Annotated in this window: 17 protein-coding genes and 1 riboswitch; of the genes, 7 read left to right on the forward strand and 10 right to left on the reverse strand. The window is 59.2% G+C overall.

All coding sequences use genetic code 11. The features are described from left to right. Nucleotides 1–22: 22 nt before the first annotated feature. Nucleotides 23–1,228: a ribonuclease D gene (rnd, locus tag WFJ47_RS05315; protein ID WP_336761362.1), complete on the forward strand. Its 1,206-nt coding sequence runs from the start codon at nucleotides 23–25 to the stop codon at nucleotides 1,226–1,228. 204 nt (nucleotides 1,229–1,432) lie between these two features. Further along, complete coding sequence (locus WFJ47_RS05320; protein ID WP_127103087.1) at nucleotides 1,433–2,149, forward strand: GcrA family cell cycle regulator; 717 nt, start codon at nucleotides 1,433–1,435, stop codon at nucleotides 2,147–2,149. A 104-nt stretch (nucleotides 2,150–2,253) separates the two neighbouring features. Here the strand turns inward: WFJ47_RS05320 and WFJ47_RS05325 are convergent, their stop codons facing one another. Next, nucleotides 2,254–2,769 carry a polymer-forming cytoskeletal protein gene (locus tag WFJ47_RS05325; protein WP_336761365.1) on the reverse strand — a complete coding sequence of 172 codons (516 nt, stop codon included), beginning with the start codon at nucleotides 2,767–2,769 and terminating at the stop codon, nucleotides 2,254–2,256. A 480-nt stretch (nucleotides 2,770–3,249) separates the two neighbouring features. Between WFJ47_RS05325 and WFJ47_RS05330 the strand changes: the two genes are divergently transcribed. The 3 genes from WFJ47_RS05330 (at nucleotide 3,250) to WFJ47_RS05340 (ending at nucleotide 6,856) form a co-directional block, all read left to right on the forward strand. Then, nucleotides 3,250–4,227, forward strand: a complete 978-nt coding sequence (locus WFJ47_RS05330; protein WP_127103085.1) for an adenosine kinase — start codon at nucleotides 3,250–3,252, stop codon at nucleotides 4,225–4,227. A gap of 295 nt (nucleotides 4,228–4,522) precedes the next feature. Continuing rightward, nucleotides 4,523–6,346 (forward strand): translational GTPase TypA, encoded by a 1,824-nt coding sequence (gene typA / locus WFJ47_RS05335; protein ID WP_023979248.1) that lies wholly within the window; start codon nucleotides 4,523–4,525, stop codon nucleotides 6,344–6,346. A gap of 222 nt (nucleotides 6,347–6,568) precedes the next feature. Beyond that, on the forward strand, nucleotides 6,569–6,856 hold the full coding sequence (locus WFJ47_RS05340; RefSeq protein WP_127103084.1) for a hypothetical protein: 288 nt from the start codon (nucleotides 6,569–6,571) through the stop codon (nucleotides 6,854–6,856). A 237-nt stretch (nucleotides 6,857–7,093) separates the two neighbouring features. Here WFJ47_RS05340 and WFJ47_RS16535 read toward each other — a convergent pair whose 3' ends face one another. The 6 genes from WFJ47_RS16535 to WFJ47_RS05360 form a co-directional block, all read right to left on the reverse strand. Next, on the reverse strand, nucleotides 7,094–7,366 hold the full coding sequence (locus WFJ47_RS16535; protein WP_408868626.1) for a fatty acid desaturase: 273 nt from the start codon (nucleotides 7,364–7,366) through the stop codon (nucleotides 7,094–7,096). 330 nt (nucleotides 7,367–7,696) lie between these two features. Next, nucleotides 7,697–7,891 (reverse strand): hypothetical protein, encoded by a 195-nt coding sequence (locus WFJ47_RS16540; RefSeq protein WP_408868620.1) that lies wholly within the window; start codon nucleotides 7,889–7,891, stop codon nucleotides 7,697–7,699. A gap of 31 nt (nucleotides 7,892–7,922) precedes the next feature. After that, nucleotides 7,923–8,123, reverse strand: coding sequence for a hypothetical protein (locus WFJ47_RS05345; RefSeq protein ID WP_336761369.1), 201 nt, complete (start codon nucleotides 8,121–8,123; stop codon nucleotides 7,923–7,925). Nucleotides 8,124–8,475: 352 nt separating this feature from the next. Continuing rightward, nucleotides 8,476–9,735, reverse strand: a complete 1,260-nt coding sequence (locus tag WFJ47_RS05350; RefSeq protein WP_127103081.1) for a D-amino acid dehydrogenase — start codon at nucleotides 9,733–9,735, stop codon at nucleotides 8,476–8,478. After that, nucleotides 9,732–10,904, reverse strand: a complete 1,173-nt coding sequence (gene alr, locus WFJ47_RS05355) for an alanine racemase (RefSeq protein ID WP_336761372.1) — start codon at nucleotides 10,902–10,904, stop codon at nucleotides 9,732–9,734. The genes WFJ47_RS05350 and alr overlap by 4 nt, the downstream gene beginning before the upstream one ends. A 35-nt stretch (nucleotides 10,905–10,939) precedes the next feature. Further along, nucleotides 10,940–11,962 (reverse strand): NAD(P)/FAD-dependent oxidoreductase, encoded by a 1,023-nt coding sequence (locus WFJ47_RS05360; RefSeq protein WP_336761374.1) that lies wholly within the window; start codon nucleotides 11,960–11,962, stop codon nucleotides 10,940–10,942. A 142-nt stretch (nucleotides 11,963–12,104) separates the two neighbouring features. Next, a riboswitch (SAM-I-IV-variant riboswitch) is annotated at nucleotides 12,105–12,216 on the forward strand. 59 nt (nucleotides 12,217–12,275) lie between these two features. Here WFJ47_RS05360 and WFJ47_RS05365 point away from each other — a divergent pair. Together WFJ47_RS05365 and WFJ47_RS05370 are read left to right on the forward strand one after the other, a co-directional pair. Beyond that, nucleotides 12,276–13,301 carry a low specificity L-threonine aldolase gene (locus tag WFJ47_RS05365; protein WP_336761376.1) on the forward strand — a complete coding sequence of 342 codons (1,026 nt, stop codon included), beginning with the start codon at nucleotides 12,276–12,278 and terminating at the stop codon, nucleotides 13,299–13,301. Beyond that, nucleotides 13,298–13,960, forward strand: coding sequence for a trimeric intracellular cation channel family protein (locus WFJ47_RS05370; protein WP_336761378.1), 663 nt, complete (start codon nucleotides 13,298–13,300; stop codon nucleotides 13,958–13,960). Before WFJ47_RS05365 ends, WFJ47_RS05370 begins: the two co-directional genes overlap by 4 nt. 117 nt (nucleotides 13,961–14,077) lie before the next feature. On the opposite strand, the gene WFJ47_RS05375 is transcribed toward WFJ47_RS05370, so the two are convergent. The 3 genes from WFJ47_RS05375 to WFJ47_RS05380 are packed head-to-tail and all read right to left on the reverse strand — an operon-like array spanning nucleotide 14,078 to nucleotide 16,649. Continuing rightward, on the reverse strand, nucleotides 14,078–14,800 hold the full coding sequence (locus WFJ47_RS05375) for an HAD family hydrolase (protein WP_336761380.1): 723 nt from the start codon (nucleotides 14,798–14,800) through the stop codon (nucleotides 14,078–14,080). Further along, nucleotides 14,758–15,645, reverse strand: a complete 888-nt coding sequence (locus WFJ47_RS16545) for a decaprenyl-phosphate phosphoribosyltransferase (protein ID WP_408868621.1) — start codon at nucleotides 15,643–15,645, stop codon at nucleotides 14,758–14,760. The genes WFJ47_RS05375 and WFJ47_RS16545 overlap by 43 nt, the downstream gene beginning before the upstream one ends. Nucleotides 15,646–15,680: 35 nt before the next feature. Next, nucleotides 15,681–16,649, reverse strand: a complete 969-nt coding sequence (locus WFJ47_RS05380) for an NAD(P)-dependent oxidoreductase (RefSeq protein WP_336761382.1) — start codon at nucleotides 16,647–16,649, stop codon at nucleotides 15,681–15,683. Between the last annotated feature and the right edge of the window lie 2 nt (nucleotides 16,650–16,651).

A 16,651-nucleotide genomic window follows, 5' to 3' on the forward strand; every position in this document is an offset into this window, starting at 1 on the left:
TGCCCTGATGTATGGATGGGAGATGCAAGTGTCTCAAGCCGGTTTCCCAGCCCCAGTCATCGTGTCTTCTACAGACGATTTGGCGCAACTCTGCGCCCGACTCAAGCAGGAGCCGTTCGTTACGATCGATACGGAGTTTGTGCGCGAGCATACATACTGGCCGGAACTCTGTGTGGTGCAGCTTGGCGGTGTGTCCGATGTTGCCGTGATCGATACGCTCGCCCCTGGCCTGGACCTTGCTCCGTTGGCCGATCTCCTGGCGACAGAAAGCTGCGTGAAGGTCTTTCACGCGGCCCGTCAGGATCTGGAAATCTTCCTGCATCTGTTCGATGCGTTGCCCTGCTCGATTTTCGATACGCAGGTGGCCGCCATGGTCGGTGGCTATGGCGATCAGGTCGGCTACGACACGCTGGTGAGCGCCATTACCGGTGCGAGCATCGACAAGACCCATCGTTTCAGTGATTGGTCCGCCCGCCCGCTCTCCAAGGCGCAGATCGCCTATGCGGCGGCAGATGTCACCCATCTGCGCGATGTCTATCTGACGCTTCATCGCGAACTCGAAAAGCAGAACCGCCTGCATTGGGCCGATGCCGAACTGGCCGTGCTGAACGACCCGGCAACCTTCCGCCCCGACCCGCGCCGCCAGTGGGAACGCCTCAAGGCGCGCACCAATAACCGCCGCATGCTGGGCGTCCTGCGCGAGGTCGCCGCCTGGCGCGAAATGGAGGCTCAGGCGCTCAACATTCCCCGTCAGCGTCTCATTCGTGACGAGAGCCTTCTCGAGATCGCCGCCGTGCGCCCTCAGGATGCGGACTCCCTGTCACGCGTGCGGGGCGTGTCGCGCGGCTTTGCCGAGGGGAAGGCAGCACCGGGTCTGCTCGCTGCCATCAAACTCGGGCTCGATCTACCCGAGAAGGATCTGCCGCGTCCCCCGCGCAAGCCGGAGGGCGCCAAGCCTTCATCCGCGCTCGTGGCCCTTCTCAAGGTCGTTCTCGCCGCCAGCTGTGAGGCCAATCGCGTCGCCCCCAAGCTGGTGGCGAATAGCGAGGATCTCGACAGTCTCGCTCTGGGTGAGACAGATAGCCCCGTTCTGCAGGGGTGGCGCAGGGCTGTGTTTGGCGATGATGCCCTTGCTCTCCTGCGTGGAGATATCCAGCTTGCAGTCGCGGGGCGCTCTGTCCGGCTTATTCGCGCGCAAAAGAGCTCTGAAGAGACGGTATCGCCCTGAAACAGGCGGGATGAGGGCGCAGCATTGGGCTTCAGAGGCCCAATCGTCCTCATTCTTTGGTAATTCGTGCGAGTTCAGATTGACTTGGACAAGAGCTCTGTGTTTATCCGCCAGTCTCATCATAGAAAAATCCGATTTACGGATTGAGCAAGTCGTATCGACAGCCTAGTTTTACGTCACAGGACTGAATGAGGAGCACGGGCGATGGAATGGACTGACGAAATAATCTCCCGTCTTCAGACGCTGTGGCAGGAAGGACTGTCGACTGCCGAGATTGGCAGACAGCTTTCGATTACCAAGAACGCCGTTGTGGGCAAGGCGCATCGTCTGGGTTTGCCGCCCCGCCCGTCGCCTATTCGTGCTTCGGCCAAACCCCGCAAGGACGCTGCTGCTGAGGCTGCGCCTGTTGTCGCGAGCGCGCCGGCGGAGAGTGCGCAGCCTGTTGAGGCCGTTTCGGTCAAGAGCCCTGAAACCAGGGCATCCGTTTCTGACGCTGCGCCCGTGACGGCGGCTCCGCTGTCTTCTGCCGAAACCATGCGCCCGGCTAGCCAGCCCGCGCCGTCAGCCGCCAGCCGTGCGGAACCGGCGGTCAGGACTGCGGCCGCCCAGCCTGCGCCCGCTCAGGCTTCTTCGGCTGTCATGGAAGACGAGGCGCAGGCCGCGCCTAAGGCATCCTCACCCCGCAAACCTGCAGAGGCCAAGACCATGGCACCAGATCTGATGCTCCGTCCGCTTCTGCGCCCTCTGACCGCGGATACCTCGCCGCGTCGTGGTCCTGCCTGCTGTTGGCCCAATGGCGATCCGGGTACACCGGGCTTTCATTTCTGTGGTGCGAAGCCGGTTCCCGGTAAGCCTTACTGTGCCGAGCACTGTGCCGTGGCCTATGTAAAGCTTCGCGATCGCCGGGAGAGCGTGGGCTGAGCAGCGCCTCGCGCCATTAGTGCCGGAGCCGTCTTCCGAGGGGCTCTCATGAAAAAAGCCCGGTCCAGAAGGACCGGGCTTTTTCTTTGTTACCGACCAGCCGATCAGACGCTCGGCGTGGTTTCTTCCGTCTTTTCTGCGGCAGGCGCAGGCGTCTCGATCGAGGCCGGACGTGCAGGCATATCACCCGTGATCATTTCGAGATGACCCGTGATCTGGCCACCATCTTCAACCTGGAGACGGCGTGTACGCGTCTTGCCGATCAGGCGTCCCGTGGCGCGCACGGTCAGGTTGCCGCGCACCGTCAGCGTCCCGTCGATCGTCCCGGCCAGATCGGCGTCTTCCACTTCGATCTCGCCACGGAACACGCCGCCCTGCGCGACGGAAAGTTCGGTGGCCTGAAGCAGTGTCGCCTCGACTGTGCCCTCAACGACCAGACGCTCGGCGTCCTGGATCGAGCCCTGAACCGAGATGCCGCGGCCTACGACCAGCGTACGGCGATCGGAAGCCTCGCGGCGACCACCCGGGGCGGCCGCGGCTGCGGCCGCCGGGCGAGCCGGAGCGGAGGGGGCTGCCGGTGTGGCAGGAGCAGGGGGGGTAGGGAAAGGCGAACGACCCATCGCGGCAGAATCCTTGATTTGTGAGGCTGGAGAGGCGTCTGCCGCTGGGGCCGGACGCTCAGGAAAGAGCGACGAACTACCTGCGCCCGAGGCAGTCGGTCTTTGGCCGCTGGTGGCCGATGCACCTGAAGATGGAGAGGGAGGCGCTGTATCTTCTGGTTTGCGTCGTTTGAACAAGAGAACCCCGCTGCGCGTTCTGGAAGGTGGCGGTTCGGGTGCCGAAGCTGGCTGGTGCCAGACGAAAACACGTGCAAAACACGATTTCCGTCCAGACCCGGATTACACGTTAAGAGGCGAAATCGACAAGTCGCTAAAAGGCGGTTCTGCGCGGTTTTTGACCCTGACCCGGTCTTGTGTCATGGCCTTGAGGCGAGAATGCCGTAACTGTCGTTCACGCATCGTCACGATCAGGGCTGATCTTGGTCATTTCATGGCGTGAACACGATATTCCTTGCCCAATTTCATTTCGCTGGAGACTTCATGACTGCCCCGACACTCGATCTGCTCTGCATCGGCAACGCTATCGTCGATATTCTGGCTCCGGTCTCGCATGAAACCCTGTCGGCTCTGGGCTCGCCTCTTGGCAGCATGACCCTTATCGATGCCGATCAGGCCGCTTCGATCGAGGCACAGATCACCCCGGAGCAGGTCATGGGGGGCGGTTCGGCTGCCAATACCGCCGTGGTGGCAGCCCGTCTGGGCGCGCGGGTGGGCTATCTGGGCAAGGTCGCCTCCGATGAAGCCGGTCTGGACTATGCGAAGGATCTGACAGCGCAAAAGTTGTTCTATCCTTCCGCCCCCGTCCAGAACGCCGATCGCCCGACCGCGCGATGCATCATTCTCGTCACCCCCGACGGCCAGCGCACCATGCACACCTATCTGGGTATCTGCACCGAGTTCGGGCCGGAGGATGTTGACCAATCGGCCGTTGCCGCGGCTGGCGTGACCTATATGGAGGGCTACCTGTTCGACAAGGACCGTGCCCAGTCAGCCTTTATCCTGGCGGCGGAAACCGCGCATAAGGCGGGTCGCCGCGTGGCGCTCACCCTGTCTGATACGTTCTGCGTGGCACGCCACCATGCTGCGTTCCGTGCACTCGTGGCCGGTCACATCGATATTCTCTTTGCCAATGAGGCGGAGATCTGTGCGCTTTACGAGACAGAGGATTTTGATGCTGCTGCCGCACAGGCCGGGCGCGATGCGGCTCTTGTCGTGCTGACACGTAGCGAAAAGGGCGCGGTCATTCTGGCCAATGGCGAGAAGCTGGTCGTTCCAACGGAGGCCGTGAAGGTGGTCGATACGACTGGCGCGGGCGATGCCTTTGCTGCCGGGTTCCTCGCCGGGCTGGCCAAGGGCCGCAGCCTCGAAGCTTGTGGCCAGCTGGGCAATGAGGCGGCTGGTGCGATCATCACCCGTATGGGGGCACGCCCTGCTGCCGATTTCGCGCTCAAGGCCTGAGGGCTGTTTCGGGGCTCCGCTCCGAACCCTGCCAAAGGGCGGTCACCCTTTGGAAACCCTCGTCTCTCACATGACGATGCGAGGGGCGTACCCCGCCCAAAGCGGCGGGGTACGGTTCCGTAACGCGCAAGAATAAGACCCGGAAACGCTAAAAAACCCGGTCTTTCCGATCCTTTCATTGCACTCTGACGGGAAATTGTGCAGAAGACGGCCAATCCGTCAGTCCCGGCTTTGTGTCGTTCCCAGGGAGCGATCCGGCAGGGCATGACCCTGCAAGCCCGATCAGGACCGCTTCATGGAAATCCGTAACATCGCCATTATCGCGCACGTCGATCATGGCAAGACCACCCTTGTTGACCAGCTTCTCAAGCAATCCGGCTCGTTCCGCGAAAACCAGCACGTTGCTGAGCGCGCGATGGACAGCAATGACCTCGAGCGTGAGCGCGGCATCACCATTCTTGCCAAGTGCACCTCGGTCGTGTGGAACGAGACGCGCATCAACATCATCGACACGCCGGGCCACGCCGATTTCGGTGGTGAGGTCGAGCGTATCCTGAGCATGGTGGACGGCGCGATCATCCTGGTCGACTCGGCTGAAGGCGCTCTGCCGCAGACCAAGTTCGTGCTCGGCAAGGCGCTGGCCCGTGGCCTGCGTCCGATCGTGGTCGTGAACAAGATCGACCGTGGCGATGCCCGTCCCGATGAAGTTCATGAAGAAATCTTCGACCTGTTCGCAGCACTGGGCGCCGACGAGCATCAGCTCGACTTCCCAATGCTGTACGCTTCGGGCCGTCAGGGCTGGGCCGATCTGGAGATGAACGGCCCCCGCAAGGATCTGTCCCCGCTGTTCGACCTGGTGCTGCGCCATGTGCCGACGCCGGGCCTCGACAAGGAAGCGCCGTTCGGCATGGTTTCGACCATTCTCGAGAGCGACAACTTCCTGGGCCGCATCCTGACGGGTCGTATCGAGCAGGGCCGCGCCCGCGTGAACATGCCGGTGCGCGTGCTGCGCCCCGATGGCACGATCGTGGAAACGGGTCGTCTGACCAAGCTGCTGTCGTTCCGCGGTCTGGACCGCGTGCCGGTGGATGAAGCCGAAGCCGGTGACATCGTGGCTGTGGCCGGTCTGTCCGACGCAACCATTCCCGACACTATTGCAGACCCGGCTCTCGATGCGCCGCTGCCGTCGACCCCGGTCGATCCGCCGACCCTGACCATGACCTTCCGCATCAATGACGGCCCGCTGGGTGGTCGTGAAGGCAAGAAGGTGACGTCGCGCCAGATCCGTGACCGCCTGTTCAAGGAAACCGAAGGCAACGTGGCCATCAAGGTGACCGAGAGTGCCGAAAGCGAAGCTTTCGAGGTTGCCGGTCGTGGTGAACTTCAGCTTGGCGTGCTGATCGAGACCATGCGCCGCGAAGGCTTCGAGCTGACCATCGGTCGTCCGCGCGTTCTCTTCCGTAACAACGAAGAGACCGGCGAGCGCGAAGAGCCGTACGAAGAGGTTCTGGTCGATGTCGACGAGCCCTATTCGGGCGTGGTCGTCGAAAAGATGTCGATGCGTAAGGGCGTGATGCAGGACATGCGTCCGTCGGGTGGTGACAAGGTTCGTCTGACCTTCCTCATCCCGTCGCGCGGCCTGATCGGCTATCATGGTGAGTTCCTGACCGACACGCGCGGTACGGGCATCATGAACCGTCTGTTCGCTGGCTATAAGCCCTATGCCGGCACGATCGAAGGTCGTCGTAACGGTTCGCTGATCTCGGCAGAAGATGGCGCGACCACCCAGTACGCCCTGTTCTCGTTGCAGGATCGCGGCACGCTGTTCGTCGAAGCTGGCGAGAAGATCTATACGGGCATGATCCTGGGCGAGCATTCGCGTGAGAACGATCTCGACGTGAATGCCGTGCGTGAAAAGAAGCTGACCAACATTCGCGCCGCCGGTAAGGATGACGCGCTGCTTCTCACCCCGCCGCGCAAGATGAGCCTCGAGCAGGCGATTGCCTATATCGAAGATGACGAGCTGGTCGAGGTCACCCCCTCTGCGGTGCGTATCCGCAAGCGTTACCTGGACCCGAACGAGCGCAAGCGCATGTCGAAGGTCAAGTCTGACGCCTGATCCAGGAAAGGCCACCGCATCGCGGTGGCCTTTTTTGTAATCATGTCGGCATTAAGGCATAAACACGCCTTTACCGTGCGATTACACGTATTTTATCTAATTTTCCTCAAGACGAGCGTGGAAAATACTGATAGCGTTCCCGAAGTCATAAGTTCAGGCGGCCTGTTAACCAGTCTGACTGACGCCTGTGATTATGTGAATTCGTATTCTGGAGCTCGTTTCATGCTCGTTTTCAATCGTCGTCTTCTGACCGGTGTTGCTGCTCTTGCCATGACGCTGAGCGCCCCTGCATTCGCTCAGACCACGCAGGAAGCCGCTCCTGCAGCTCCTGCCGCTGCCGCGCCTGCTGCTCCCGCCGCACCGGCTGCTACGGCACCGGCACCGGCTTCCGAAGCGGCTCCTGCCGCTCCGGCTGAAGAGAAGGGTGCCAAGCACAAGCATAAGCACAAGCACAAGCACCACAAGAAGGGTGCAGAAGCTGCCGCCGAGAAGGATGCTTCCGGCAACTGATCGGTCCTGAGACTGGTTACGGAAAAGGGGCCGGAAACGGCCCCTTTTTTTGTTAGTCACCTGACTGGGCGGTGCTCGATTTTCACTGTCCGGCAGATGATCCCCCGCCCCTTGCAGGGCGATAGCGCTGATCGACGCGGTGCGTTCCATAGGGTTTCGCCAAGTGCCGACCAGCCAGGGGGAGAAAAAGCCTCGTTTGCGAGGCCATGGTCGCGCCGGACGACCTGTCTGTTGAACTCAGGTCAGAGTGGGGACAATGACCGTTTTGCGTGGTCGTGCGCGATTGACCGTCGCGAAGGGCACCATCTCGCCTTTCGAGTCGTCCCATAGTGTGTGGCGGAACAGTTCACGCGCTGCTTCGCGCAATCCGATGATTTTGACGTCACTGAAAATGCGGTGCGCATCATGGCAGGCCGCTAGTCGATAGTTCGGAATGCCTGGGGCAGCATGATGAATGTGATGCAACCCGATGCTGCCTGAAAACCAGTTCAGCCAGGCAGGCAGGCGCAGAAACGAACATCCGGTGAGAGCCGCCTCGAACGCATTCCAATTCTCGGAACGCTCTCAGTGCACCCCCTCAAATTTGTGTTGCACCAGAAAGAGGGCAACGCCGATGACCGCAGCCGGATAGACGACACCGAATGCGAGCAGCGCGGTTGTCGCCACGCCAAAATGGTAGGCAAGACCGCCATAGAGAAGCAGCGGACAGAGATTTGTGACGTGAACGCCCCAGCGTTCGGCGCGCCAGCTGCGAGGCGCATCGAAGGGAATACGCTAGACTATGAAAAATATAATGGGAGGCATAATAAAAATGTAGATGATCGGATTTTTGAATATTCTTTATACTATGCGTTCGACAGGTGACATTTTATAATATTCACATACTGTAGTACAGTCAGAATATATATCCGATAGTCTTCCTCGGCTATCGATATTATTCCAATCCCCATGGTGTATCGCATGGTGTCGACGCCAGTGGTCGTAGGGTGTCAATGTGAAAAGCGAACAGAGACGCCCGACGTGGTGGTTGACCACGGCCGAACGGAAGAGTGAGCCATGCCCGCAATCATGCTGGAGCGTGAAGGTCGCGAATCGCGAGGCCGCTCGCTATGGGAAGCAGCAGCAACACGGTGTAGATATGGTGAGAGATGCCCATGAAAAGAGCTGCATAGCAGGCAAGCAGGCCACCGATGGTGGTCACGGCCTGGAAGATGCTCGTGGCGTGATGGGGCGACTGATAGGTTTTGACAGAGCGGATATCTGACATAGGGTCATTGACCGCATTTATCCTGGGCGAGGAAAGGTGCGGCATCGTCTCTCGGGAACTAGATCATTTCGGGAACGCTTAGAGTTATCGGCTTACTGCGTCTTGTGCAATGATCTCGCTTAAAATGAGCGTCGCGGCTCAGGCACACCAATGGCGTATTGAGGCCTAGCCAGGGGGCGTTTCTAGAATCGGGGAGAGGGGCGCGACACAATCTGCGTGACGGTGACGTCAGAAGCCTGCGATGCGCTCGAGTCCGTATTCTTGACAGACTCCCACAAGCTGCTTTCCGGGTTTGGCATGACGGCGCAGATGCTTCGCTCTGCGCCGTCATGGGGTGGAGCCCCTTAACTCATCAGGACGTGTAGCGGTCCAGTGACAGATCCAGTGAGGGAATGTCGGTGCGCTTGCCGCTGATGCGGTCGGCGAGGATACGACCCGAGCCGCAGGCCATGGTCCAGCCCAGTGTGCCATGGCCCGTGTTCAGCCACAGATTACTGTAACGTCCCGACGGGCCGATGACGGGTGTGCCATCCGGCGTGCAGGGGCGCAGCCCGGTCCAGTAGCGGGCGCGGCTCAGATCGGCACCACCGAACATGTCGTTGAAGGAGAGTTCGAGCGTCTCGCGACGGTCCTGGCTCAGCTTCAGGCGCCAGCCGGTCAGTTCTGCCGTACCGCCAATGCGGATGCGATCACCAAGGCGTGTCATGGCCACCTTGTAGGTCTCGTCATTGACCGTGGAGGTCGGGACGCGGCTCTCATCGGTGATCGGCGCGGTGAGCGAGTAGCCCTTGACCGGATAGACCGGCAGATCGAGTTCGATCGGCTTGAGCAGACGGGGCGAGTAGCTGCCCAGAGCCAGCACATAGGCATCGGCGGTCAGGCGACCGGCACTGGTGCGAATGCCGTAAATGGCGTCGCTTGCGGCTTCGATCGCCTCGATCTCGGTGCGGAAGCGGAAGCTCACGCCCTTCTCCGCCGCCATGGCGGCGAGGCGCTGCGTGAAGAGATAGGCATCGCCCGATTCATCGCCCGGCAGGCGGAGACCGCCCTTGAGAATCTGGCGCGCCCCGGTGAGACCCGGTTCGTATTTCAGTACCTCTTCGGTGCCGAGCAGTTCATGGGCCACGCCGCTCTCGGAAAGCAGGCGCATATCCTCATGGGCGTGCTCCACCTGCTTGTCCGTGCGGAAAAGCTGGATCAGGCCCTTCTGCCCGTCATCATAGGTGATGCCCGTGCTGCGGCGCAGTTCTGCCTGGCAATCGCGGCTGTATTCCGCAATGCGCAGCATGCGGCTTTTGTTGATATCATAGGCATGATGCGTGCAGTTGCTCAGAAGCTGCATCATGAAGCGCAGCATGGGCGTGTTCACGGCGGCAGCCCGCACCACCAGCGGTGCGTGCTTCTCGAACATCCAGCGCGCCGCCTTGAGAGGAAGTCCCGGCATGGCCCAGGGTGTGGAATAGCCCGGTGAAACCTGACCGGCATTGGCGAAGGAGGTTTCGAGCCCGACACCGGGCTGGCGGTCGATGACCTCGACCTCATGGCCCTGCTCGGCAAGATACCAGGCTGTGGTGACGCCGATCACACCGGCGCCCATGACGATGATCTTCATGAGGAACTCTCGATATATTCACGATGGAAGCGCGTGCCGAGTCCGGTCAGCAGCTCATAACCGATCGTATCCAGTGCCGCGGCCAGATCGTCCAGCGGACGATGGGGGCCGATCAGCTCGAAACCGGTGCCGGGGGGCAGGGGTCTGTCTCCCAGCGCGGTCAGATCCAGCGCCATGCAGTCCATCGAGATCCGCCCTACGACAGGAAGCGCGATATCGGGACTGTCGGGCAGGACGGCACTGGCAAGACCGCCAGCGCGCCTGTGGAACCCGTCAGCATAGCCAACGGAAAGGGTTGCGATGCGCGTGGGCGCTTCGGCCACGAAGCGCGCGCTATAGCCCACCGCCACACCGGGCGGGATCCAGCGATCCTGCACCATACCGGCAAGAAGCGTCACGACAGCACGCATCGGGTTGGGGCGGTCGGGGGTTGGGTTGCCGCCATAAAGCGCATAGCCTGGGCGTACCAGATCGAAATGATAGGCCTCGCCAAGGAAGATGCCGCTCGACGCAGCAAGGCTGGCGGGAAGGGAAGATGGAAGCTTGCGTCGCAGCGCCTCAAAGCGCAGGCGCTGGCCTTCATTGCGCGGTGAGGATGCATCGTCAGCGCAGGCCAGATGACTCATGACATGGCTGACATCGAGACCGGCCAGAAGGTTGTCAGCCACGGCGACATCGATATCGGCTTCGGAAAGTCCGAAGCGCGACATGCCGCTATCGAGCTGCACGAGGCAAGAGGTGGGTCCGGGTTCAGCCAGGCAGAGCGCCGCCCAGCGCCGCAACTGATCGAGGCTGTTGAGCACCGGCGTCAGATTCTGCGCTCTGATCAGCGCCTCACTGCCCGGTGTCGGCCCATTGAGAACGCACAGGGCGGCATCCTGAGGCAGAAGAGGGCGCAGGCGCAGCCCCTCCTCGACCGTCGCGACGAAAAACCGCCGGCATCCGGCACGGTACAGGGCGGGGGCTACCCGTTCGACCCCGAGTCCATAGGCATCAGCCTTGACGGCCGCTCCCACAGTGACATTCGGCCCTGCGAGTGATTTCAGCAGGGAATAATTATGCTTCAGCGCGTCGAGGTCGATGCGTAGCCACCCGCCTGCGCGCTGTCTGGCCTCGTATTCCGCCGTATCTGGCAGGCTTGTCATCAGGGTCTCAAATCTTCCGATCATTTCGAGATCATACTAAACTGACACCCCATTCCGGCTCAAGAGCCCGAGGGTACGCCCTTGCTGGTGGAGTATTCAAAATGAAGCGCCTGATCGGGATTCACGATCGGGTGAATGGCATGGGCGGCCATCGCGCCTTCGCTGAAACCCTGCAGGATCAGTTTGAGCTTGCCGGGATAGGTGGCCACGTCCCCAATGGCGAAAACGCCGGGCAGGCTGGTTTCCATGCTCGAAGGGGTAACGGGAATGGTGCTGCGTATCGTATCGATGTTCCAGGTCGCTATCGGCCCCAGATCGGTGGAGAGCCCGTAGAAGGGGAGGAGCGTATCGGCCTCGATACGGCGTACCTGACCCTCGAGGTCGATCACGTCCACTGCTGCAAGCGCGCCGTTTTCGCCCTGGAGCGCGTGAAGCTGGTAGGGCACGACCTTCTCGATGCGGCCATCGGCTACACGTGCCTCGATCTGGGCGAGGGTCTCCGGCGCGCCACGGAAGCGATCGCGCCGGTGCAGCAGATAGATCTTCTCCGCAATGTCGGACAGGGAGAGCGCCCAGTCGAGTGCGGAATCGCCGCCGCCCGCTACCACGATACGCTTGCCTGTAAAATCGGCGCGCTTGCGAACGTAATACTGCACGGCGCCGCTGGTTTCATAAGCGTCCAGCCCGTCGAGCGGGGGGCGATTCGGTCCAAATGCCCCTGCACCAGCCGCGATGATCACAGCGCGCGCTGTCACCACATTATCTTTATCGGTGGAGAGGGTGAAAGCGCCACGATTTCCTTCAAGTTTCTCGACACGCTGGCCCAGAAGACGCGGCACATCGAACGGCGCGATCTGGGCATCGAGTGCGGCAATCAGCGCGCCACCCTCGATGGAGGGATGGGCGGGAATGTCGTAGATTGGCTTTTCGGGATAGAGCGCCGCACATTGACCTCCGATCTCGGTCAAAGCGTCGATCAGCACACAGGAAAGCTTGAGCATGCTGCACTCGAACGCGGCAAAAAGCGCGGTCGGCCCTGCACCGATAATGGCCACATCGATGTCGAGAGGGGTCTGGCCCATGTCAGCTGTCATCCGTTTCTGTTCAGTCGTGCTTAGCAATGAGGGCGATAGAAACCACATTCCGTCAAGCGATGCACCCCCTTGCGCCAGAGCCGATGGACACAAGCGCATTGCGCGGCCTGTCAGGCTTTGATACCAAAGGCGCCAGCATCAAGAGCCGGTATCGTTTCTCCGGCGCCAACCTGCTCCCGGGCAAGGTGGTATCTCCGCTCACCCGGAGAGATGTGGCCGCTCCGGCAATCTCGGGACATGCCACACCCTCCCTTGTCTGAAGCCCGTTCCGATCCCGGTAGCGATCAAGGACCCTGCGCCCGTGGCCCAGCAATTCGCCAGTGACAATTATGCCGGTATCTGTCCCGAGGTGTGGGACATCATGCGTCAGGCCAATACGGGATCGGTGCCCGCCTATGGCGAGGATGAATGGACCAGCCGCGCCGCAGACAGCTTTCGCACGCTGTTCGAGACGCATTGCGAGGTATTTTTCGCCTTCAACGGCACTGCGGCCAATTCTCTGGCTTTGGCTGCGCTATGTCAGTCCTATAATAGCGTGATCTGCTCGTCCTTCGCCCATGTCGAAACCGATGAATGCGGCGCACCCGAGTTTTTCTCCAACGGGTCCAAGCTCCTGGTGGCGCGTACAGACCACGCCAAGCTCTTTCCCGACGATATCAAGGCGCTGGCGACCTGTCGAAGCGATATCCACTACCCCAAGCCCAAGGTGGTGACGATCACCCAGCCCACGGAAACGGGCGAGGTCTATTCCCTGGACGAGATACGCGCCCTTGCGCAGACATGCCGGGAACATGGGCTGCGCCTGCATATGGATGGCGCGCGTTTCGCCAATGCCTGCGCCACGCTGGGCTGCACCCCGGCGGAAATGACATGGAAAGCGGGTGTTGATGTGCTGTGTTTTGGAGGCACCAAGAACGGCATGGGCGTGGGGGAGGCGATCCTGTTTTTCGACTCCGCCCTCGCGGAGGGTTTCGATTATCGCTGCAAGCAGGCAGGGCAGCTCGCCTCAAAGATGCGTTTCATCTCGGCTCCCTGGATCGGACTCCTTGAAAGCGGTGCCTGGCTGCGCAATGGTGCCCATGGCAATGACTGCGCCCGCGCTTTGGCCGCGCGCGTCGGGGCGCTCCCTGGGCTGTCCCTCATGTTCCCGGTGCAGGCTAATGCCGTATTTCTCAAGGCGCCGGAACGCGTGCTCGAGGGGCTGCGCGAAAAGGGCTGGCGCTTCTACACCTTCATCGGCGGGGGCGCGCGCTTCATGTTCGCCTGGGACGCCGATCCCGCACGCGTGGCGCAGCTTGCCGCCGATATCGAGGCGCTCGCTGCGTGAGCCCTGCCACACTCGCCTCCGTCCATGCGCTTTCGGCCTCGACCCTGTCGGACCTCGATATGGCGGGTACGGCCGTCTTTGCCATATCGGGTGCATTGGTGGCAGCCAGGGCGCGGCAGAACATCGTGACCTTCGCCTTTTTCGCAGCCATGACAGGGGTGGGCGGCGGTACGCTGCGTGACCTGCTGATCGGCGCACCGGTCTTCTGGATGCACGCAACGGCGCCATTGGCCGTTTGTTTGGGTATCGCTTTTCTGGTGTGGTGCACGCCGCATCGCCTGTGGCCCGAGCGCGCCATCGACTGGTTCGATGGCCTCGGCCTGGCCTCCTACGCGGTGTACGGCGCCGCGAAGGCGTTGGCTTATGGTATCCCTTGGCTGCCTGCAGCCATCATGGGGGTTGTCACGGCGTGCATGGGCGGCATCATTCGCGACGTGCTGGCCGAACTGCCCTCCATCGTGATCCGCCCCGAACTCTACGTCACGGCTGCCGCTCTCGCCTCGGGGCTTTATGTCGGGCTGCACGAACTGGATATGCCTCCCATTCTGGCCGGAACCGCGTCCGTTGTGATGGGGTTCGGGCTTCGGGGCTATGCAATTCTGCACAAGGTCGATCTTCCCGCCTATCGAGGCTATGGGCAAGGTAGCAAATCTACCTGAAAATGCGGGACGCCATGGGCACTGCGAAGCTTGGCTTAAGCTCCATTTCAAGGGGCAGATGGAAGAACCCTAGGATAACGGAACGGGTGTACGCGTATCAGGGACGATGCTGAGTAGTCAGGGCTCGTGGGTGTTTTTGTCAGCAGAGCGAGTAAATGGCTCAATTCCGCTACGAGTTACCCACCATGCCTCTCTCGCAAGCTCCATCATGGGGATATCTCCTCGACTGTCGCCATAAGCGACTATGACGACAGGCTTACAATCCGACCGGGAATCAATATAGCGTTGGATACGAGCGACTTTTTCCGCGCCGTGACAGTTGAGGCCAGCGAAACCGCTGCCTACTTTTCCCAATTCGTCCGTCTTCAACGACGAGCAGAGGACTTGCACAAAACCCGCACACCTTGCCCAAGGCTCGAGATAGTAGTCTAGGGAGGCGCTGACCAGAACGCATTCATAACCTCGGCTCTGGTAGCTCGTCACGCGAGCCATCATATCCTCTCTGAGGATTTGCGGGATGACTTCCTCAGCGAAGAGGCGACCAACATTGCGCAGGTTCTCCGCGTACATTCCTCCGAAAGCAGCGCTCAGAAGGCGCCCCTTTGCCTCGTTATTAGAAATATAACCTAGCCGATACCCTACAAGCCACGGAAGAGTTAGTATGGCAGACTTGATAAGTCTTATTGGTTTTAAAGCAAAGAAGAGCCAACGCCAAAGACTGTCTCCTCGGGTAAGCGTTCCGTCGAAATCAAATAAAGCCAGGCTTTTGTGCGCGCGTTCATTGATAACCGCCATGTTCATCTCGCTGTTGTTAAGATGATGGTAGTTAAAATTATCCATGAGATACCTGTTATCAACATATGCCGGTCGAACAAAAGGTCTCTGGCTGTATCCTGTCCACCATTTTTTTTGTGCAGCAGGTATATATATCTAAAAATACCATAGATAACAAAAGGTACAGTATAGAATAGATCGCTAGTGTGGTGTTTCGTTATAGTTTCTTGGGATACCGTGTAGAGACTATAGGAAATTATCGTACATGCTGCACTTATCGCCATAAATTGCTCAATCATGGCGGGTGAGTAGTCGTCTAGTACTTTGCGTGACAGGAGTTTGTTTCGATCTGGATGATCGTTTATACTCATGAGCTCGGCCTGTCTCTTAGAGAAGCCCAAGAATAAAGTTAGCATAAGGCCGCACAAGACCAGCCAGGATGACGTGGTAATCCCTAAGCCCATGGTGCCCGCCAGTATGCGCAACATAAATCCAAAAGAAATGATGAATACGTCGATGACTGGGACGTGTTTCCACTTCAAGGAATATAAAATATTGATCGCAGCATACCCAATAATAAACGATAACGCCCAATAGCTGACCGTATAGGAGATAAGTGTACTTATCAAAAACAGGATAAAGACAAATCTATACGCGAAGGTAATTGAGATGCGTTTCGCGGCAATCGGTCTCTGGCGTTTCGTCGGATGGAGTCGGTCTAGATCGACGTCAAATATATCGTTTATCCAATAAACAGCGCTTGCCATTGCGCTAAATGCGACAAATACAAGTAAAGTCTGACATAGTATTCTAAAATCCCATTTGGCATAAAACATCGGCCCTATGAGGACGAAGGAATTCTTGAGATACTGATGAGGCCTGCATTCGTATATTATATCTTTGAGGCGCAACTCTATACCCTCGTAAAGCTCGTCGATTTCGACAATCAGCGTCTAGTGGCGATGAACGCGTCGTACGCAGCATTCATCATGCTTACGTCGTCGAGGGAAGGGGACCAGCCGAGTTGTTCAACTGTACTGGAAGTCTCAAGCATGATGTCCGCATCAGCGATCATGAACTGCTCCGGATACAAGAGCGTGGCACCAATACGGTCCATCGCAGATAGAACGGTCTTTATTGCGGTTGCAGGTATAGGCAGAAGTTTGGAACGCGATTTAGCGTGAGCTATGATACCTGATAGAAGGTCATAAGTCGTCGGAGGAGACTTTGAGCCCAGATTGAATGGGCCAGGTGGACATCCCTTTTCTACAGCGAGTATCGCAGCTCGCGCGCAGTCATCCACACCAACCATTTGATACCGATTGGATCCATCTCCAATCATAGGTACCGGGAGACCTCTGTAGATCAGACTGAAGAGCTTTCCAAGGATTCCAAGGCGTCCATAGCCTGTTATGAGCCTTGGTCGAAAGATTGTCGCGTTGATTCCCTCGGCATCCATCAAGATTTTTTCCGCCAAAAGCTTGCTTTTACCGTAGGGACCGAGGGGTTTTTGCTCACTATCTGGGGGGATGGGGCAAATCCCTGGCTTGCCATAGGTCATGTCAGTCGAGAAAAAGATGAGGTTCTTCGAGCCAGCCTTTTGCATGGCATCAACGATGTTTTGGGTACCATTGACGTTAACGTCTGAGAACCACTCATCTCGATTATGTTTAGGGACGTCGTTCGCGAATTGCCGCGCTGCGAGGTGATAGACGACATCCCCTGCGGTGAGATTGAGGCGCTCTACGTCGTCCGGGCGCCGGATATCTCCTTTGACCGTTTGGAAATCTCCCTTTGCGATACCATCCTCTATTGGATTTTGGTCGAAGTGAACGACGGTACTCCCGGTTTCAAGAAGCAACCGTGTCAAAACCTTGCCGGTAAAACCGGATCCACCGGTGATGATATGTCTCATGG

It is taken from the genome of Asaia sp. VD9 (assembly GCF_037150015.1).
Classification (GTDB): Bacteria; Pseudomonadota; Alphaproteobacteria; order Acetobacterales; family Acetobacteraceae; genus Asaia.